The sequence below is a fragment of the Streptomyces erythrochromogenes genome (assembly GCF_036170895.1).
GTDB lineage: Bacteria > Actinomycetota > Actinomycetes > Streptomycetales > Streptomycetaceae > Streptomyces > Streptomyces erythrochromogenes.
In genome coordinates, this window is record NZ_CP108036.1 from 5,478,648 (window position 1) to 5,497,101 (window position 18,454).

Sequence of the window (18,454 nt, forward strand, 5' to 3'; positions counted from 1 at the left end):
CGCTTTCGCCGGAGCTGGGGGCTTCTCTGAAGCGGGGACAGCGGGGAGAAGCGATGGCCGTGCCAGGAGATCCACCCAACGCCAACCCCGACGGCACCGGCGGGGGCGACGACGAGTTCCGGTCGGACGAATACCGATCGGTGGTGTTCGACGAGGACTTCGTCCGTGCTGCCCGGCTCCAGGAGTACTCCGCCCAGGAACGCATGGGCGAGCACGCCCGGGCCGTCCGCAGCCGGTCCATGTGGTCCGGCGGTACCGCACCCCGGACCAGCACCCCCGGCCGCGGCGCCCGGCAGGGCATGCTGCTCGTGCTCCTCATCGCCACGGCCTTCGCCGTGGCCGTCTACATGGGGCTGCGCAACCCCTACGTGCCCCCGCCCGGGGGGACCGCCCAGGCGCTCACCAGCACCGTGGTCCCGCTCGCGCCGACCACCGCCGTGCCCGGCGGGCTGCCGCCGGAGCTGTTCGCCGAGAGCCCCGCCGCCGACTACCGGGTCGGGGCGGCCGGGATCACCCTGCCCGCCGTGCGCCGCACGCACCACTTCACCGACGTCCAGGTGGTCACCGCGCTGTCCATCGCCAAGGACTACCTGGTGCAGTCCTCGCTGGACCCCGATGTCCTGGCCGGGTCCGCCACCAGGCCGGTGCGGGTCCTGCTCGACCCCGACCAGCTGGCGCAGTTCGACCGCAGCATGACCTCGCCCGCCGGCGACGGCCGGCACGCGGCCACCGGCTGGCTGGTCCGTTTCGACCCGGCCACCGCCGTCATGGCCGACTCCCGGGTCCGGGCGAGCGGCACCCTCGCCGTCGAGGAGGTGGCCCAGGACGTGCTGGAGGTCAGCACCGATCACACCTTCGTGTACGCGGTGCGGCCGGCCACCGGAGCCCCGGCCGCGGCCGACGGCGCGTCGCTCTTCACCGTCCGGCGCGAGCTGCGGCTGCGCTTCGACCGGGACGACCTGAGCGCCCGGCGGCTGGAGCTGGCATCGGCCTACGTGATGGCCGGACCGCAGGACTGCTCCGCCGACCCGGCCGGAGGCTTCCGCCCGCTCCTGGCCGGAGCCGGCCCCACCACCGTGGGACCGGCCGCGAGCGACCCGTACGCCAGCGGCCAGCCGAGGCGCTCGGCCGGGCTGTGCGGCGTACTGGCACCCTCCGCGACGCCGGGCGCCCCGGTCAGCCCTGCCCCGTAGCCCCCTTGCCCCCGGAGCCGGTGTCGGTACCCGGGCCGGCGCCGGTGAACTTGTCACGCAGCCTGCCGCCCATGTCGGCCGCGCCGCCCGCGATGTCGCCCACCAGCTTGAACAGCGGGTCCTTGCTGGTGCGCACCGAGTCGGCGTAGTGCGCGGCCGACTCCCGGAAGGAGTCCGTGACCGAGGTGTCCTTGTCCTCCTCGCGGCGCGGGTAGTGGCCGTCCATGATCCGCTGGTAGTCCCGGCTCTCCGACCACTTCTTCAGCTCGGCCGCGCGGACCGTGGTGAAGGGGTGCGTGCGCGGCAGCATGTTGAGGATCTTCAGCACGGAATCCCGCAGGTCGCCGCCCTTCTCGTACTCGTCGGCCTGCTCCAGGAAGGCGTCCACGTTCATCTCGTGCAGGTGGTTGCCGCCCGCCAGCTTCATCAGCCCGCGCATCGAGGCCGTCACGTCCTGCCCCACCAGCAGCCCCGCCCGGTCGGCCGAGAGCTCCGACTTGCGGAACCACTCCCGCAGCGCGGTCACGATCGTCATGATCGCCACATTGCCCAGGGGGATCCACGCGACCTTCAGCGCCAGGTTCGTCAGGAACAGCAGGATCGTGCGGTACACGGAGTGCCCCGACAGCGCGTGGCCCACCTCGTGGCCGACCACCGCCCGCATCTCCTCCTCGTCGAGCAGCTCGACGAGGCTCGTGGTCACCACGATGATCGGCTCGTCCAGCCCGATGCACATGGCATTGGGCCGCGGGTCCTGCTGCACGTACATCTGCGGGACCTTCTCCAGGTCCAGGATGTAACAGGCGTCGCGGAGCATCGCGTGCAGGTGCGGGAACTGCGTCTCGCCCACCCGCACCGAGTCCGACAGGAACAGCAGCCGCAGGCTCCGCTCCGGCAGCAGCCCGCTCAGGGCCTTGAAGACCGTGTCGAAGCCGGTCAGCTTGCGCAGCGCCACCAGGGCCGAACGGTCCGCCGGATGCTCGTACGCACGCGAGGAGATACCGGGGAACCTCCTGCGGTCCCGCGCCGGTGCCTTCTCGAATCCCGTCTCCGTCATTGGGCCCTCCCCTGATTGACCTGCTCGACCATGCGTCTATCCTCTCCAACGCCTGAGTCGGCGCGAGCGTGCCCCGGGCGCCCGCATACGATGTGAGCGAAGTCTCCGACCCGCTCCCCGACTCGATAGGTACCTGCCTGATGAGCCTCTCCTCCACCGCCCACAACCTGGTCGTCCTCGCCTCGGAGGGGGCCGAACAGCACGGCGGCAACCACGACAGCCTCAACCCCTATCTGACCGGCGGCGCCGCGTTCGTCATCCTGATGCTGATGCTCTGGGTCACCACGCGCCTGAACCGCGACCGCTAGTCGGACCGGTCCGCCGGGCCAGTAGGCTCTGCGCTCATGGGAGAGCAGGAGACGCCTACCGGTCCGGTCAAGCGCCGGCTCGGCGTGATGGGCGGGACATTCGACCCGATCCACCACGGACACCTGGTGGCCGCCAGCGAGGTGGCCGCCCTTTTCCACCTCGACGAGGTGGTGTTCGTGCCGACGGGTCAGCCGTGGCAGAAGTCCCAGCGGGCCGTCTCGCCCGCCGAGGACCGCTACCTGATGACGGTCATCGCCACGGCCTCGAACCCGCAGTTCTCGGTGAGCCGCATCGACATCGACCGCGGCGGGCCGACGTACACGATCGACACCCTGCGGGACCTGAAGGCGCTGAACGACGACGCCGACCTGTTCTTCATCACGGGTGCCGACGCGCTCGCACAGATCCTGACCTGGCGGAACGCCGACGAGCTCTTCTCGCTCGCCCACTTCATCGGAGTCACCCGGCCGGGCCACGTGCTCACCGACGACGGACTCCCCGAAGGCGGCGTCTCCCTGGTCGAGGTCCCCGCGCTGGCGATCTCCTCCACGGACTGCCGCGCGCGCGTCGCCCAGGGGGATCCCGTCTGGTACCTGGTGCCGGACGGCGTGGTGCGCTACATCGACAAGCGTGAGCTGTACCGGGGAGCCTGAGCTTCCGGAGAGAGGGGCCCCGCGGTGAACGACCGACAGGATCCGTACGACCCGTATGCCGCCCACGAGCAGCAGCTCATCGGCTACGACGCGTACGGGCGGCCGGTGTACGGCCAGGCGCCCGCGCAGCCCGCCCAGCCCGCCCAGCCCGCCCAGCAGTACGAGCAGCAGTACGGCTACGACTACCAGGGCTACGACCAGCGGCAGCCGCAGCAGTACTACCAGCAGCAGCCGGCGGCCCAGGAGTACGGGCAGCAGGAGTACACCCAGAGGCCCTCCTACGGCTACGACGCGCAGCAGGCCCCGCAGGCCCAGCAGCAGACCCAGCAGTGGATCCCGCAGCAGACGGCGCCCGAGCCCCCGGCCGCCGAGCAGCCCCCCGCCCCGGCGGAGCGGCCGGCCCCCCAGGTCCCCGAGCCGCGCCGGCCCGAGGGCGGCTCCGAGGCGGGCCGGGACTACCGCACCGAGATGTTCGCCTTCATCGACCAGCCGGACGAGGACTCCGAGGACGTCATCGACTGGCTCAAGTTCACCGAGAGCCGCACCGAACGCCGCGAGGAGGCCCGCCGCCGCGGCCGCAACCGGGTGGTCGCGCTGATCGTCGTCCTCGCGGTGTTCGTCGTCGCGGGCCTCGGCTACCTCTGGTACGCGGGCAAGCTGCCGTTCCTCGACGGTCCCGGCGGGAAGAAGACCGCCGCCACCGCGGACGCCGCGGCGCAGAAGCGCGACATGATCGTCGTGCACCTGCACAACACCAAGAAGGGCGGCACCTCCTCGGCGCTGCTCGTCGACAACGTCACCACCAAGCAGGGCGCCACCGTCCTGCTGCCGAACGCCCTCGCCGTCGCCAACCAGGACGGCACCGCCACGGCACTCGGCAAGGCGGTCGAGGAGGGCGGCCTCGGCACCCGCGAGGCCCTCGACTCGGTGCTCGGCACCCGCATCGGCGGCACCTGGCGCCTGGACACCCCCTTCCTGGAGAACCTGGTCGAGCTGGTCGGCGGCATCGAGGTCGACACCGACGCCGCGGTCCCGGCCGACGACGCGGCCAAGACCCCGGCCGTGGCCCAGGGACAGAAGCAGAGCCTGAGCGGCCCGATGGCCGTCGCGTACGCCACGTACCGCGCCCAGGGCGAACCGGAGGCCAAGCAGCTGGAGCGCACGGGCAAGGTGCTCCACGCGGTCCTGCGCAAGTTCCCCAGTGACCCGAAGGCCGGGGCGGTCACGGTCGAGAGCATCGGCCAGATCCTCGACCCCGCGCTGAACGCGCAGACCCTCGGGGCCCTGCTGTCCAAGCTCGGCGCGCACGCCAAGGTGGGCGCGTACCGCACCGACGCCATCGCGGTGAAGGCGGACGGGACGCTCACGGAGGAGGCCAACAAGAAGGTGGTCAAGGAGGTGCTCGGCGGCTCCGCCGACGCGGCGCAGCCCGGCGCCACCCCGCGCGTCGGACTCAAGGACGCCACCGGCGACGAGAAGACGCAGGTCGCGGCGAAGGCGGCGCTGATGAACGGCGGCTACACCTTCGTGGACGGCGGCAAGGCCGACAAGACCGCGACCGCCTCGCAGATCACCTACCAGGACGACGCCCAGCGCGACCGCGCGATCGAGGTCGCCAAGACGCTGGGGCTGCCCGAGACCGTCGTGAAGAAGGCCGAGAACGTCGTGAACGCCGAGGTCGTGGTGATCCTCGGGAAGGACTACAAGCCGTCCTGACCGGGCCCCGGCCCGGCCGGGGGAGCGCGGGCGCGCCCGCGCGGAACGTTCCGCGCGGGCTCTGTCGGCGGCACATGAGACCCTTGTAAGGATCTGCCCGCCAACCCGAAAGCATGGCCAGTGACCGCCACGGACCGCTCCATCGAGCTCATCACCACCGCTGCCCAGGCCGCGGCCGACCGGCTCGCGCACGACATCATCGCGTACGACGTCAGCGACGTGCTGTCGATCACCGACGCCTTCCTGCTCGCCTCGGCGCCCAACGACCGTCAGGTCAAGTCGATCGTCGACGAGATCGAGGAGCGCCTGCAGAAGGAGCTCGGCGCCAAGCCGGTGCGCCGTGAGGGCGACCGCGACGCCCGCTGGATCCTGCTCGACTACGTCGACATCGTCGTCCACGTCCAGCACAGCGAGGAGCGGGTCTTCTACGCGCTGGAGCGCCTGTGGAAGGACTGCCCGGAGATCGAGCTCCCCGAGGACGCCAAGCTCACCATCGGCAAGGCCGAGGAGCACGCCAAGCTGCGCGAGGCGACGGGCGGCGACGACCTGGACGGTGATCTGTTCTGAGCGCGACCGACGCGGCCGCTCCGGCCAGGTCCAGCAGGAAGATCGTCCTCTGGCGGCACGGCCAGACCTCGTGGAACCTGGAGCGGCGCTTCCAGGGCTCCACGGACATCGAGCTGACCGAGGCGGGCCTGGCGCAGGCGCGCCGCTCCGCGCGGCTGCTCGCCTCGCTGAAGCCGGACGCCATCGTCGCGTCCGACCTGAAGCGCGCCGCGGCCACCGCGGCCGAGTTGGCCGCCGTCACGGGCCTGCCCGTGACGCACACCGAGGCGCTGCGCGAGACGTACGCCGGCGAGTGGCAGGGCCTGACGCACGAGGAGATCGTCGAGAAGTACGGCGAGCAGTACGCGGCGTGGAAGCGCGGCGAGCCGGTTCGCCGCGGCGGCGGTGAGCTGGAGACCGAGGTCGCCGACCGCGCCGCGCCCGTGGTGCTGGACCACACGGAGCGGCTGCCGTCGACCGGCACGCTCGTCGTGGTCAGCCACGGCGGCACCATCCGTACGACCATCGGCCGTCTGCTGGGTCTCGAGGCGCACGCCTGGGAGAGCCTGGGCGGGCTCTCCAACTGCTGCTGGTCCGTGCTCGGCGAGGGCGCGCGCGGCTGGCGTCTGCTGGAGCACAACGCCGGCACCCTGCCGGAACCGGTGCTCGGCGACGACGACTGAGCGGGCTCCCTGCCGCTTCCCACCGGGGCTCCGACCCGGATTTCACTTTCCGGCTGGTCACAGGCTAGAGTTCTTCTTGTTCGCAGCGAAGAACGCCGGAGACGGGGGAAGCGCAGCGGAGAGCGGGGCTATAGCTCAGTTGGTAGAGCGCCTGCATGGCATGCAGGAGGTCAGGAGTTCAATTCTCCTTAGCTCCACAATCAGGATCCCGTCCCCAAGTGGGGGCGGGATCCTTGTTTTTATACCCTTTGCGTTTGCTGACCTGGCCCGCACCGGCGTGGCAGAATCGGACGGCCGGAGGGGGAGTCGACGGCCCGACGCGGGAGGGAGTCGCGAACGGATGGGTGCACACCGGCGCCGGTGCGACTGGTGCAACAACGGGACGCCGATCGTGCGGGACATGGACCCGGTCAACCCCGACTACCAGTACTGGTGCGAGGAATGCGCGCGGGCGCTGATCATAAAGGGCGACCCGATCGAGACGTACCGCGAGCTGGAAGGGGAGCCGATCTACGGGCGGCTGCTCGACGAGCACTGCACGCTCAAACGCTTCTACCAGTTCGCGAGAGCGTGACAGACTACGCAAATCGGACATGGCCCTTGGTCGGTGGAAACCGATTTTTGGACCAGGGCCATGACCGTGTAATGTTTGGGACGTCGCCAAGGGGAACCGGCAAGGGAAACCGAAGCGGCAAACAGGGCAAGGGGCTATAGCTCAGTTGGTAGAGCGCCTGCATGGCATGCAGGAGGTCAGGAGTTCAATTCTCCTTAGCTCCACAGTGAAGAAGCGGGCCACCCGGATCGGGTGGCCCGCTTCTCGTTGTGTCAGCCGGCGGAACGGCTGAGCGCCGGCGGGGGCCGCTGCGGTACCCTGACGCCATGCGTGCCGTACGCCTCCTGCTTACCGAGCCGCGCTGAACAGTACCGACCTTCGAACGGTCGGCCTCGGCGCGGCGCCCCCTCCTGTGCGAGGGGTTTTTTCGTTTGGGCAGGCAGAGACGGCAGAGACGATCGATGGAGCTTCAGAAATCATGAGCGAGACGAACACCCCGGCCCCCGAGGCGGCCGAGGCGCACCGCTACACGGCTGCCATGGCCGCCGACATCGAGGCACGCTGGCAGGACGTATGGGACGCGCAGGGCACGTACGAGGCCCCGAACCCGACCGGTGACCTGGCCGGGGACCCTGCGGTCGTCGCGCGGCCCAAGAAGTTCATCATGGACATGTTCCCGTACCCGTCCGGTGCGGGCCTGCACGTCGGTCACCCGCTCGGGTACATCGCCACCGACGTCTACGCCCGCCACCAGCGGATGACCGGCCACAACGTCCTGCACACCCTGGGATTCGACGCCTTCGGCCTGCCGGCCGAGCAGTACGCCGTGCAGACCGGCACGCACCCGCGCGTGTCGACCGAGGCCAACATCGAGAACATGAAGCTCCAGCTGCGCCGGCTGGGCCTGGGCCACGACAAGCGCCGGTCGTTCGCCACGATCGACCCGGACTACTACAAGTGGACCCAGTGGATCTTCCTGCAGATCTACAACTCCTGGTACGACGCGGACGCGAAGAAGGCCCGGCCGATCGCCGAGCTGGTCGCCGCCTTCGAGGACGGCTCCCGTGAGGTCCCGGGCGGCCGCGCCTGGGCCGGGCTGACCGCGGCCGAGCGGGCCGACGTACTGAACGGCTTCCGGCTGGCGTACTCCTCCGACGCGCCCGTCAACTGGTGCCCCGGGCTGGGCACCGTACTGGCCAACGAGGAAGTCACCGCCGACGGCCGCTCCGAGCGCGGCAACTTCCCGGTCTTCAAGTCCAAGCTGAGCCAGTGGAACATGCGGATCACCGCGTACGCCGACCGGCTGCTGGACGACCTGGACGCGCTGGACTGGCCCGAGGCCATCAAGCTGCAGCAGCGCAACTGGATCGGCCGCAGTGAGGGCGCGCGCGTCGACTTCGCGCTGGGCGACGAGGCCATCACCGTCTTCACCACCCGCCCGGACACCCTGTTCGGCGCCACCTACATGGTGCTGGCGCCCGAGCACCCGCTGGTCGAGAAGTTCATCCCGGCCGCCTGGCCCGAGGGCACCCACGACGTGTGGACCGGCGGGCACGCCACGCCGGCCGAGGCCGTCACCGCCTACCGCAAGCAGGCCGCCTCGAAGTCGGACGTCGAGCGCCAGGCCGAGGCGAAGGACAAGACCGGCGTCTTCACCGGCGAGTACGCGATCAACCCGGTCAGCGGCGACAAGGTCCCGGTCTTCATCGCCGACTACGTCCTGATGGGCTACGGCACCGGCGCGATCATGGCCGTTCCGGCGCACGACAGCCGGGACTTCGAGTTCGCGCGCGCCTTCGAGCTGCCGATGCGCTGCGTCGTGCAGCCCTCGGACGGCCGTGGCACCGACCCGGCCGAGTGGGACGACGCCTTCGCCTCCTACGACGCGAAGCTGGTCAACTCCACGGGCGAGGGCATCTCGCTGGACGGCCTGGGGGTCGTCGAGGCGAAGGCCGCGATCACCGAATGGCTGGCCGAGCGCGGCATCGGCGAGGGGACGGTCAACTTCCGCCTGCGCGACTGGCTGTTCAGCCGCCAGCGGTACTGGGGCGAGCCCTTCCCGATCGTCTACGACGAGGACGGCGTCGCGCACTCCCTGCCCGAGTCGATGCTGCCGCTGGAGCTGCCGGAGGTCGAGGACTACTCGCCGCGCACCTTCGAGCCGGACGACGCGGACTCCCAGCCGGAGACCCCGCTGTCGCGCAAGGCCGACTGGGTCAACGTCGAGCTGGACCTGGGCGACGGCGTGAAGTCCTACCGGCGCGAGACCAACACCATGCCCAACTGGGCCGGTTCCTGCTGGTACGAGCTGCGCTACCTGGACCCGAACAACTCCTCCGCGCTGGTGGACCCGGAGGTCGAGCAGTACTGGATGGGCCCCCGCGAGGGCGCTCCGCACGGCGGTGTCGACCTGTACGTGGGCGGCGCCGAGCACGCGGTGCTGCACCTGCTGTACGCCCGCTTCTGGTCGAAGGTGCTGTTCGACCTGGGCCACGTGTCGTCGGTGGAGCCGTTCCACAAGCTGTTCAACCAGGGCATGATCCAGGCCTACGTCTACCGCGACGAGCGCGGCTTCCCGGTCACGGCCACCGAGGTCGAGGAGCGCGACGGCAAGTTCTTCTTCGAGGGCGAGCCGGTCAAGCGCGAGCTGGGCAAGATGGGCAAGTCCCTGCGCAACGCCGTCACGCCGGACGAGATCTGTGAGGAGTACGGGGCCGACACGCTGCGCCTGTACGAGATGGCGATGGGTCCGCTGGACGTCTCCCGTCCGTGGGACACCCGCGCGGTGGTCGGCCAGTACCGGCTGCTGCAGCGCCTGTGGCGCAACATCGTGGACGAGGAGACCGGCGCGGTCACCGTCGTGGACGGCGAGCCCGCCGAGGACACCCTGCGTGCGCTGCACAAGGCCATCGACGGCGCCGGCTCGGACATGGCTGGGCTGCGGTTCAACACCGCCATCGCCAAGATCACCGAGCTGAACAACGCGCTGACGAAGGCGGGCCGCCCGCTGGAGCGCTCGGTCGCCGAGCGGCTGGTGCTGCTGGTCGCCCCGCTGGCCCCGCACATCGCGGAGGAGCTGTGGCACCGGCTGGGCCACAGCGAGTCCGTGGTCCACCAGGACTTCCCGGTCGCGGACCCGGCGTACGTCGTGGACGAGAGCGTCACGTGCGTCGTCCAGGTCAAGGGCAAGGTCAAGGCGCGGCTGGAGGTGCCGCCGACGATCACGGACGCCGAGCTGGAGCAGCTGGCCGTGAACGACGCCGGTGTCGTGGCGGCGCTGGGCGGCGCGGAGATCCGCAAGGTGATCGTGCGCGCGCCGAAGCTGGTGAACATCGTCATCTGAGCAGCCGGAAGGCGCGCCACCCCTGCATGGGGGAGATCCCGTACGGGCAGGTTGGGGGTTCGAATGGAACCCCTCGCCTGCCCGTGGCGTTTACCGTGGAGGGGAAGAACCGACGCCTGGGGAAAGGGGCCCGTCATGGAGGCCGCGTTGATCATCTTCGCGCTGATGTTGCTGACCGTTGTCGGCCTCGGCGCGTACCTCACGGTCAAGGCGGTGGGCGCGGCCAAGCGGGGTGTGGAGCGCACCGTCGCCCAGGCGCGGCGCAGTGTGGAGGACACCACGCTGCGCGCCAAGAGCTTCGGCCAGGTCGGAGTGGCGGGGGCGCTGGCGCAGCTGCGGCTGGACCTGCGCACGTCGATGCGCGCCACCCAGCAGGCGCTGGCCGAGGGCGCCCAGACGGACGCCTCGCTGCGGGAGTCCCTCGGGCTGTTCGAACGGCTGAGCACCCACGGGCACGAGCTCGACGGGGAGCTGAAGCGGCTGGAGCAGGAGCCCGACCGGCAGCGCACCGCCGAGCTCCTGCCGGATCTGCGCGAGCGCGCATCCAAGATCATCCAGGCGGCGGACTCGCTGCGGTGGGCTGCCCGCGACCGGGCCCGGCGCTTCGCGGAGGACGAGATCTCCCTGCTGTCGGAGCAGATCGAGATGGAGTCGGGCGCACTGCGCGACTGGTCCCGTGAACCGGTGGACGACCTGGCGGCGGCGGCCGCCGAGTGGGACGCGGCCCAGGCCGCGGCGCCGACCCCGACCCCGAACCCGACGCCCACGCCCCCGCCGGCGGCCCTGAACCCGCCGACCCCGACGATGCAGTACCCGTGGCAGAAGGCCCCCCGCCCGGAAAGCGCCGGCTGAGCGAGCCCTACGCCACTGCCGGGTACCCGCCCGGTGTCCACCGGGCGCGCCGGGTGAGAGCCCCTGCGGACCCGTGGTGGGCCCTGGGCCCGGGGCTGGAGGGGGCGGAGCCCCTCAGGGGTCCGGGGGGCCCGGGGCGAGGCCCGGGAGCGGGTTCTCGGGCGCAGCCCCGGGTTTCGGGAAGGGGCGGGGCGGGGAGAGCCCCGCAGGGCCCCGGAGGCCCCGGCGCAGAGCGCCCGCCACGCGCTCCGTATGCTCTGCCCACCTCCCGGCAGGGGCCCGGCTGCCGTCCCGCCCCCGCGAGCGGTAACCTCCGCCTCATGTCCCGCCATGTCGCCATCGTCACCGATTCCACGGCCTACCTGCCCCGACCGGCCATGGCGCGCCACGGAATCACCTCCGTCCCGCTCACCGTGGTGCTCGGCGGCGAGGCGCTCGAAGAAGGCACCGAGATCTCGGCGCGCAGCCTGGCCCTCGCCCTGCAGAAGCGCCGCTCGGTCACCACCTCACGCCCCAGCCCGGAGGAGTTCGTACGGGCCTACCAGGCGGCCGCGGACGCCGGGGCGACCGGCATCGTCAGCCTGCACCTGTCCGCCGAGTTCTCCGGGACCTACGACGCCGCCGTGGTGGCCTCCAGGACCGCTCCCGTGCCGGTACGCGTCGTGGACACCGGCATGGTCGCGATGGCCCTCGGGTTCTGCGCTCTGGCCGCAGCCGAGGTCGCCGAGGCGGGCGGCTCCGTGGACGAGGCCGTGGCGGCCGCCGAGAAGCGGGCGGCGGACATGGCCGCGTACTTCTACGTCGACACCCTCGACTACCTGCGCCGCGGCGGCCGGATCGGGGCCGCGCAGGCCCTGCTCGGCTCGGCCCTGGCGGTGAAGCCGCTGCTGACCCTGGACGGGGGGCGCATCGAGATGCTGGAGAAGGTGCGCACGGCCTCCAAGGCCATCGCCCGCCTGGAGGAGCTGGCCGTCGAACGCGCCGGCTCCGCCGACGTGGACGTGGCGGTGCATCACCTGGCGGCGCCGGAACGGGCCGAGAAGCTCGCCGAGCGGCTCCGCGAGCGGATTCCCGGCCTGGTCGAGCTGCACGTCAGCGAGGTCGGCGCGGTGATCGGCGCACACACCGGACCGGGGCTCCTGGCGGCGGTCGTGTCGCCCCGCTGATCACCGGAACGGGTGGCCCGGTTGTCCACAACGGGGCTGTCATGCACCGGAATTGAAGGCTCCGAACGGTGGTCGGGATCTGCCCCTACGGTCGTGCCATGACTCTTCGAGCGCGTACTCCGTATCCGTCGGGCGCCACCAGCGGCCCGGGCCGTTCCCGCTTCTCCGACAGCCGCCTTCGGCACGGAGGTGGCCGCGGCAGGCGCCGCCACGGCCTCCGTGGCGCGCCCGCACGTCCCCGCCCGCATCTGCGTCCGCCTCCCGACCCGGGACCGGACCCGGTGCGGCGGAGGGCCGAAGCCCTGCTCGGTGGCGCCAGCCCGCCGCAGGCACCACAGCTGCTGCCGTCGCCGTCCTCTTCGGCAGGACAGGATCCGCCGGCACCGCCCGACGCAGCCGCCGCCCTGCCCGCCGCTGCCGCGCGGCGGCTGGCGGTGCGGGAGCGGCTGCCGGTGTGGCTGCAGGCCCGCTGCGCGGTGGAGCCGCGCACGGTGGCCGCGGTCGGGGTGGTACTGGTCGCGGCCGTGGGCTTCGCCGGGCAGCAGTACTGGTCGGCCCGGCCCCAGGGCGTGACCGCCCCCGCGCCGGTCGCCCCGGCGGTCGTCCCGGCGGGGGCCGCGGCGTCGGCCGCGACACCGGCCCCGGGAGGGGGTGGCGCGGGCCCCGCGCGGATCGTCGTCGACGTCGGGGGCAAGGTCCGGGATCCCGGAGTCCGGCGGCTTCCGGCGGGATCCCGGGTCGAGGACGCACTGGCCGCCGCCGGGGGAGTGCGTCCGGGTACGGACACCACCGGGCTGAACCGGGCCCGGGTGCTGGTGGACGGCGAGCAGGTACTGGTGGGTGCGACGGCGCAGCCGCCGGGCGGTGCTGCGGGCGGGCCGGCCGCCGGGCCGCTCAGCCTGGGCTCGGCCACCGTCGAGCAGTTGGACGGTCTGCCGGGGGTGGGGCCGGTCCTGGCCCAGCACATCGTCGACTTCCGCACTGCCCGCGGCGGCTTCCGTTCCGTGGAGGAGCTCCGACAGGTCAACGGCATCGGCGAGCGGCGCTTCGCCGACCTGCGCAAGCTGGTGCGGCCGTGAACCGCGCGGAGGGGGCGGGCCCGGCGGATCTGCGGCTCGCGGTGCCGGCCGTGGGCGCCTGGGCGGCGGCCGCCCTGGCCCTCGACGCGCCCGTGGGGCGGACCGCCCTCGGTGTGGGCCTGGCGGTGGCCGTCGCGGGGCTGCTGATGCTGGTCCAGGGCGGGCGTCCGGGGGCGCCGTGGAGGGTCGCCCCGGCTGTGGCGGGGGCCCTGCTGTCCGCGGCCGCCGGAGCCGGCGTCGCGGGGCTCCAGCTGGCCGAGGCGCGGGCCGGGCCGGTCGCCGGGCTGGCGCGGGAGCACGCCCGGGTCCTCGCGGAGCTCACCGTCGGCTCCGATCCCAGGACCGCGCGGAGCGGGAGCGGGCCGCCGGTGGTGGTGCTGGACGCGGTGGTGACCCGGGTGACCGGGCCCGACGGGGCGAGCACCCTGGTCGAGACCCCGGTGCGGGTGCTGGCCGGGCACGCGGGGTGGGCACGGCTGCTGCCCTCCACCCGGGTGGCGGTGGTCGCCCGGCTGGCCCCGGCGCGGGACGGGGAGCGGGCCGTGGCGCTGCTCCGGCCGGCCGGTGACGCACCGCCGGGGGTGACCGGCGGCCCGGACACCGCCCAGCGGCTGGCGGGGCGGCTGCGGGTCGGGCTGCGCGAAGCCACCGAGGGGCTCGCACCGGATGCACGGGCCCTGTTGCCGGGGCTGGTCGTCGGGGACACCTCCAGGGTTCCGCCCGACCTGCACGAGGCGTTCAGGGCCACCGATCTGCTCCACCTGCTGGCTGTCTCCGGGTCGAACCTGACCGTGGTGCTGTTCCTGCTCATCGGGCCCCCGGGGCGCGCACAGCAGGCCGAGCGGCGCGGGCTGGCGCCACGGCTGGGACTCTCGCTGCGGACGACCGCCCTGTGCGGGGCGGCCCTGACGCTGGCGTTCGTGGTGGTGTGCCGGCCGGAGCCGAGCGTGCTGCGGGCGGCGGCCTGCGGGGCGGTCACCCTGCTGGCCATCGCCACGGGCCGGCGCAGGTCCCTGATTCCCGCCCTGGGGGCGGCGGTGCTGCTGCTGGTGCTCTACGACCCGTGGTTGGCCCGCAGTTACGGCTTCCTGCTCTCGGTCCTCGCCACCGGGGCGCTGCTGACCCTCGCTCCCCGGTGGAGCGGGGCCCTGCGCAGGCGGGGGATGGGGCCCCGGCTCGCCGAGGCGGTGGGTGCCGCCGCTGCCGCCCAGGCGGTCTGCGCGCCCGTCGTCGCCGTGCTCGCGGCCCGGGTCAGCCTGGTCGCGGTGCCGTGCAACCTGCTGGCCGAGTTGGCGGCCGGCCCGGCGACCGTCCTCGGCTTCGCCGCGCTGGCGGCGGCCCCGCTCTCGATGCCCGCCGCGGAGGTGCTGGCCCGGTGCGCCGGGGTCCCCGCGGGGTGGATCGCGGCCGTCGCGCGGGCCGGGGCGGGGTTCCCCGGCGCGGAGGTGTCCTGGCCGGGCGGGCTCACCGGCGGACTGCTGCTGGCCGCCGCCACCCTGACGGCCGTCGTCCTCGGGGCCCGGTGGGGGCGGCGGCGGTGGCTGTGCTCGGCGCTGGCGGTGCTGCTGCTCCTCGCGGTACTTCGGCCGCCGCAGCTCACCCGTACGGTCACCGGCTGGCCTCCGCCCGACTGGAGCTACGTCCAGTGCGCCGTGGGGCAGGGGGACGCCGCCGTCCTCGCCGTCGGCCCGGGGGAGGCGCTGGTGGTGGACGCGGGCGCGGAGCCCGGGCCGGTGGACGGGTGCCTGCGCGAGCTGGGGGTGCGACGGGTGCCGATGCTGCTGCTGACGCACTTCCATGCCGACCACGTGGGCGGTCTGCAGGGTGTCCTGCGGGGCCGTTCCGTGGGGGTGATCCAGGTCTCCGTGCTGGAAGAGCCGCAGGGGCAGGCCGAGTTCGTCCGGCGGACCGCGGCGGCCGCGGGCGTGCCGGTCGTACGGGCCGTGCAGGGGGAGCGGCGCCGGGCCGGCCCGTTCGAATGGCAGGTGCTGTGGCCGCCTTCGGCCGGGTCGCCCTTCGAAGGCCCCAACGACGCGAGCGTCGTGCTGCTGGTGCGCGGTGCGGGACTCACCCTGCTGCTGCTCGGCGACCTCGAACCGCAGTCGCAGCAGGCCCTTCTGAGGGAGCATCCGCAACTGGGCCCGGTCGATCTCCTCAAGGTCGCCCACCACGGCTCCGCGCACCAGGATCCCGGGCTGCACGAGCGGGTCCGACCGCGGCTCGCGATTGTTCCCGTCGGTACAAAAAACCGCTACGGGCATCCCGCGCCAGGTACGCTCGCCCGCCTGCGGGCCGTGGGGGCGACGGTGCTCCGCACCGACACCGACGGCTCGATCGCCGTCAGTGGAACCGGCGTTCGGCTGCGTGCGTTTCCAGCCAGGAGACGACGTGATCGACACGGGCATACCGGGCGCGACCGCTCTGTTTGCCCACGACCCGGCAGCATGATCGAATGCGTCTTCGCCAGATTGGTCCAAGTCCACACAGCACGGGGGTGCACACGTCATGTTCGGTCGCCGACGGGGGATGGAGTCGGCCGGAAGTTCCAGCCCGCACACATCCGCGACACTGACGCTGCCGCCGACGGCGCGTCTGCTCAGCTGCCGAGTCCTCGACACGGTCCACCGGCCCATCCGGCAGGCCGCGTTCGAGGTGACGGATCCGATCGGCCGCCGGATCGTCGGCGGCGAGACCGATCCGTTCGGCGGCTTCACGGCCGCCGTTCCGGAAGGGGAGTACCGGCTCTCGGTCACCGCAGAGGGGTACACGCCGTTCCACGGGGTCACGCTCGTGGGGGACCCGGCGCAGCCCGGTACGGGGGAGATCATCCTCGACGCGGTGGAGCCGCCGGTCCTGCCGCAGCCCGGCCACTGGGAGCTCGACCCGACGCACTCGTCCATCGGCTTCACGGCCCGGCACATCGGCATGGCCCGGATCAACGGACGGTTCAACACGTTCGCCGGAGCGGTGCGGATAGCCGACCGCATGGAGGACTCCTCCATGCACGTGATCATCGATGCGGCGAGCATCGACACCGGGATGCGGCTGCGCGACGACCACCTGCGGTCGGGCGACTTCCTGGACGCGGTCCGCTACCCCACGGTGGAGTTCTACAGCGAACGGTTCATCCACCGCAGCGGCAGCCGCTGGGCCGTCGCGGGCGCCCTGACCCTCCACGGAGTGAGCCTGTCGGTCACCCTGGACACCCAGTACCTGGGCCTCGGGACGGGGATGGAGGGCGAGGTGCGGGCGGCCTGCCGTGCCACCGCCGAGCTGCACCGCGAGGACTTCACCCTCAACTGGCAGTCGATGCTGGCGCACGGGGTCGCGGCGATCGGTTCGAGCGTGGACGTCGCGCTGGACGTCCAGATCGTGCACAAGGCCTGACCCGGACGGGGCTCAGGGGGCCTCCAGCCAGCCTTCGTACTCGGCGGCGAGGTCGTCCAGGGCGGTGGTGTCGAGCCGTTCCCGCGGATCCTCGACGACGACCAGCCACTGGGCGTCCTCGGCGTCGTCCTCGCCGGCCAGCGCGTCGCGGACCAACTGCGGCTCCTCCGGGAGGCCGAAGCGGTCGAGGGCCTCCTGCGCCACCTCCTCGGCGGCGTCGCGGTCGGGCAGGACGAGTACATGTCGCACGTTCACCCGGCCATTGTCGAACACCCGGTGGAGGGGGCCGGGGCGCGGGGGGCTGTCAGTGCGGCGTGGGATGCTGGAGGCGATGGCCACCAGGAAGAACTCCACCGACGATCCCCTTGCCCCGATCACCCTTGCGGTGGGGCAGGAGGAGCTGCTGCTCGACCGCGTCGTGCGGGAGGTGGTGGCGGCCGCCCGTGCCGCCGACGCCGACACCGACGTCCGCGACCTCACCTCCGACCAGCTCCAGCCCGGCACGCTCGCCGAGCTGGTGAGCCCCTCGCTCTTCTCCGAGCGCAAGGTGCTGGTCGTGCGCAACGCGCAGGACCTGTCCGCCGACTCGGTCAAGGAGGTCAAGGCCTACCTCGCCGCGCCCTACGAGGAGATCGCACTGGTCCTCCTCCACGCGGGCGGGGTCAAGGGCAAGGGCCTGCTGGACGCGGCGCGCAAGGCGGGCGCCCGGGAGGTCGCCTGCCCGAAGATGACGAAGGCGGCGGACCGGCTCGCGTTCGTGCGCGGCGAGTTCCGCACGCTCGGCCGGTCGGCGACCCCGGAGGCGTGCCAGACGCTGGTCGACGCGATCGGCAGCGACCTGCGGGAGCTGGCGAGCGCCGCGGCCCAGCTGTGCGCGGACGTCGAGGGAACCATCGACGAGGCCGTCGTCGGCCGCTACTACACGGGCCGCGCCGAGGCCTCCAGCTTCACGGTCGCCGACCGGGCGGTCGAGGGGCGCGCGGCCGAGGCCCTGGAGGCCCTGCGCTGGTCACTGGCCACCGGGGTGGCCCCGGTCCTGATCACCAGTGCGCTGGCGCAGGCGGTCCGCGCGATCGGCAAGCTCGCCTCGGCCCCGCGCGGGGCCCGGCCCGGGGACCTCGCCCGCGACCTCGGCATGCCGCCGTGGAAGATCGACCGGGTCCGCCAGCAGATGCGGGGCTGGTCGGCGGACGGCGTCGCGGACGCGCTGCGCGCCGTGGCCGCCGCCGACGCGGGGGTCAAGGGCGGGGGCGACGATCCCGAGTACGCCCTGGAGAAGGCGGTCGTCGCGGTGGCCCGCGCGGCCCGCCCCCAGCGCCGCTGACTCCCGGCGCCGCCGACCCCCGGCGCCGCTGCCCCGTGTCCTGAAGGCCCGCCCGGCCGGAACAGCCGGGGCAGCACGAAGGCCCCGGTCGTCACCCTGGGGAAGGGGGGCGGCCGGGGCCTTCGGCTACTGCTGGTGTTGCTCCGCACCCGCGTGGCGAACGCTTCGTGTGCGGAGCGGGGTGCCGGTCAGGAGCGGGAGAGAGGGCCCGCTGGGTCCCTTCCGGCGATCACATCGAGTGCGGAACTCAGATGGCGGCAACCTTGGAGGCCAGCGCCGACTTCTTGTTGGCGGCGGCGTTCTTGTGGATGACACCCTTCGAGACGGCCTTGTCCAGCTTCTTGGAAGCCAGGCGGGCCGCGGCGGTGGCCTTCTCCGCGTCGCCGGCGAGGATGGCCTCGTTGGCCTTGCGGATGAAGGTGCGCAGCTCGGACTTGACCGACTTGTTGCGAAGGCGAGCCTTCTCGTTGGTCTTGTTCCGCTTGATCTGGGACTTGATGTTCGCCACGAAAGAGCCTTTTCAGGTTCAGAGGTTGATCTTCGGATTGTGCCTCGACGGCTGAGAGGGCAGACGAGACACAGCTGCCCAGGCT

General features: G+C 72.6%; 16 protein-coding genes, 2 tRNA genes and 1 pseudogene. 16 read left to right on the top strand and 3 right to left on the bottom strand.

Annotation, left to right across the window (positions count from 1 at the left end; genetic code table 11):
* The first annotated feature begins 53 nt into the window (after positions 1 to 53).
* On the top strand, positions 54 to 1,193 hold the full coding sequence (locus OHA91_RS24980) for an SCO2583 family membrane protein (RefSeq protein ID WP_266501290.1): 1,140 nt from the start codon (positions 54 to 56) through the stop codon (positions 1,191 to 1,193).
* On the opposite strand, the gene OHA91_RS24985 is transcribed toward OHA91_RS24980, so the two are convergent.
* The gene (locus OHA91_RS24985; RefSeq protein WP_031145685.1) at positions 1,177 to 2,250 is read right to left on the bottom strand and encodes a M48 family metallopeptidase; all 1,074 of its coding nucleotides are present in this window, start codon (positions 2,248 to 2,250) and stop codon (positions 1,177 to 1,179) included. The two genes, OHA91_RS24980 and OHA91_RS24985, sit on opposite strands and share 17 nt — an antisense overlap.
* 140 nt (positions 2,251 to 2,390) lie before the next feature.
* Here OHA91_RS24985 and OHA91_RS24990 point away from each other — a divergent pair, with 140 nt between their 5' ends.
* The 14 genes and pseudogenes from OHA91_RS24990 to OHA91_RS25055 all read left to right on the top strand — a co-directional run bounded on the left by OHA91_RS24990 (position 2,391) and on the right by OHA91_RS25055 (position 16,537).
* Entirely contained in the window at positions 2,391 to 2,558 is a 168-nt protein-coding gene (locus tag OHA91_RS24990) for a hypothetical protein (RefSeq protein ID WP_037631388.1), read from the top strand.
* 36 nt (positions 2,559 to 2,594) lie between these two features.
* The gene (gene nadD / locus OHA91_RS24995; RefSeq protein ID WP_031145687.1) at positions 2,595 to 3,212 is read left to right on the top strand and encodes a nicotinate-nucleotide adenylyltransferase; all 618 of its coding nucleotides are present in this window, start codon (positions 2,595 to 2,597) and stop codon (positions 3,210 to 3,212) included.
* 24 nt (positions 3,213 to 3,236) lie between these two features.
* Complete coding sequence (locus OHA91_RS25000) at positions 3,237 to 4,928, top strand: LytR C-terminal domain-containing protein (protein WP_328740055.1); 1,692 nt, start codon at positions 3,237 to 3,239, stop codon at positions 4,926 to 4,928.
* A 120-nt stretch (positions 4,929 to 5,048) separates the two neighbouring features.
* On the top strand, positions 5,049 to 5,495 hold the full coding sequence (gene rsfS / locus OHA91_RS25005; RefSeq protein WP_031145692.1) for a ribosome silencing factor: 447 nt from the start codon (positions 5,049 to 5,051) through the stop codon (positions 5,493 to 5,495).
* On the top strand, positions 5,492 to 6,157 hold the full coding sequence (locus OHA91_RS25010) for a histidine phosphatase family protein (RefSeq protein ID WP_031145695.1): 666 nt from the start codon (positions 5,492 to 5,494) through the stop codon (positions 6,155 to 6,157). The genes rsfS and OHA91_RS25010 overlap by 4 nt, the downstream gene beginning before the upstream one ends.
* A 124-nt stretch (positions 6,158 to 6,281) precedes the next feature.
* Positions 6,282 to 6,354: transfer RNA gene (locus OHA91_RS25015), tRNA-Ala, on the top strand.
* Between the two features lie 143 nt (positions 6,355 to 6,497).
* Positions 6,498 to 6,731, top strand: a complete 234-nt coding sequence (locus OHA91_RS25020) for a hypothetical protein (protein ID WP_008738908.1) — start codon at positions 6,498 to 6,500, stop codon at positions 6,729 to 6,731.
* Positions 6,732 to 6,861: 130 nt separating this feature from the next.
* Positions 6,862 to 6,934, top strand: a tRNA-Ala gene (locus OHA91_RS25025).
* Positions 6,935 to 7,188: 254 nt separating this feature from the next.
* Positions 7,189 to 10,053 (top strand): leucine--tRNA ligase, encoded by a 2,865-nt coding sequence (gene leuS, locus OHA91_RS25030; protein ID WP_031145697.1) that lies wholly within the window; start codon positions 7,189 to 7,191, stop codon positions 10,051 to 10,053.
* Between the two features lie 135 nt (positions 10,054 to 10,188).
* A complete protein-coding gene (locus OHA91_RS25035) occupies positions 10,189 to 10,905 on the top strand; it encodes a hypothetical protein (RefSeq protein WP_031145699.1) in 717 nt (238 codons plus the stop codon).
* Between the two features lie 320 nt (positions 10,906 to 11,225).
* Positions 11,226 to 12,071, top strand: a complete 846-nt coding sequence (locus tag OHA91_RS25040; protein WP_031145701.1) for a DegV family protein — start codon at positions 11,226 to 11,228, stop codon at positions 12,069 to 12,071.
* A 281-nt stretch (positions 12,072 to 12,352) separates the two neighbouring features.
* A complete protein-coding gene (locus OHA91_RS25045; protein ID WP_408059182.1) occupies positions 12,353 to 13,150 on the top strand; it encodes a helix-hairpin-helix domain-containing protein in 798 nt (265 codons plus the stop codon).
* Positions 13,147 to 15,519 (top strand): annotated as a pseudogene (locus tag OHA91_RS25050) (ComEC/Rec2 family competence protein); the annotation flags it as partial. The gene OHA91_RS25045 and the pseudogene OHA91_RS25050, both read left to right, overlap by 4 nt.
* A 136-nt stretch (positions 15,520 to 15,655) precedes the next feature.
* Complete coding sequence (locus OHA91_RS25055; protein WP_328740058.1) at positions 15,656 to 16,537, top strand: YceI family protein; 882 nt, start codon at positions 15,656 to 15,658, stop codon at positions 16,535 to 16,537.
* A 12-nt stretch (positions 16,538 to 16,549) separates the two neighbouring features.
* Here OHA91_RS25055 and OHA91_RS25060 read toward each other — a convergent pair whose 3' ends face one another.
* Positions 16,550 to 16,792: a hypothetical protein gene (locus OHA91_RS25060; protein ID WP_266501308.1), complete on the bottom strand. Its 243-nt coding sequence runs from the start codon at positions 16,790 to 16,792 to the stop codon at positions 16,550 to 16,552.
* 76 nt (positions 16,793 to 16,868) lie between these two features.
* On the opposite strand from OHA91_RS25060, the gene holA reads away from it, so the two are divergent.
* Positions 16,869 to 17,861: a DNA polymerase III subunit delta gene (gene holA, locus OHA91_RS25065; RefSeq protein ID WP_266501311.1), complete on the top strand. Its 993-nt coding sequence runs from the start codon at positions 16,869 to 16,871 to the stop codon at positions 17,859 to 17,861.
* 247 nt (positions 17,862 to 18,108) lie between these two features.
* On the opposite strand, the gene rpsT is transcribed toward holA, so the two are convergent.
* Positions 18,109 to 18,369, bottom strand: a complete 261-nt coding sequence (gene rpsT, locus OHA91_RS25070) for a 30S ribosomal protein S20 (protein ID WP_030030523.1) — start codon at positions 18,367 to 18,369, stop codon at positions 18,109 to 18,111.
* Positions 18,370 to 18,454: the final 85 nt, after the last annotated feature.

Excerpts from the sequence above, each read along its gene's own strand:
- OHA91_RS24980 (WP_266501290.1), top strand. The coding sequence starts at position 54 with ATGGCCGTGCCAGGAGATCCACCCAACGCCAACCCCGACGGCACCGGC.
- OHA91_RS24985 (WP_031145685.1), bottom strand. The coding sequence starts at position 2,250 with ATGACGGAGACGGGATTCGAGAAGGCACCGGCGCGGGACCGCAGGAGG.
- OHA91_RS24990 (WP_037631388.1), top strand. The coding sequence starts at position 2,391 with ATGAGCCTCTCCTCCACCGCCCACAACCTGGTCGTCCTCGCCTCGGAG.
- nadD (WP_031145687.1), top strand. The coding sequence starts at position 2,595 with ATGGGAGAGCAGGAGACGCCTACCGGTCCGGTCAAGCGCCGGCTCGGC.
- OHA91_RS25020 (WP_008738908.1), top strand. The coding sequence starts at position 6,498 with ATGGGTGCACACCGGCGCCGGTGCGACTGGTGCAACAACGGGACGCCG.
- leuS (WP_031145697.1), top strand. The coding sequence starts at position 7,189 with ATGAGCGAGACGAACACCCCGGCCCCCGAGGCGGCCGAGGCGCACCGC.
- OHA91_RS25035 (WP_031145699.1), top strand. The coding sequence starts at position 10,189 with ATGGAGGCCGCGTTGATCATCTTCGCGCTGATGTTGCTGACCGTTGTC.
- OHA91_RS25040 (WP_031145701.1), top strand. The coding sequence starts at position 11,226 with ATGTCCCGCCATGTCGCCATCGTCACCGATTCCACGGCCTACCTGCCC.
- OHA91_RS25055 (WP_328740058.1), top strand. The coding sequence starts at position 15,656 with ATGTTCGGTCGCCGACGGGGGATGGAGTCGGCCGGAAGTTCCAGCCCG.
- holA (WP_266501311.1), top strand. The coding sequence starts at position 16,869 with ATGGCCACCAGGAAGAACTCCACCGACGATCCCCTTGCCCCGATCACC.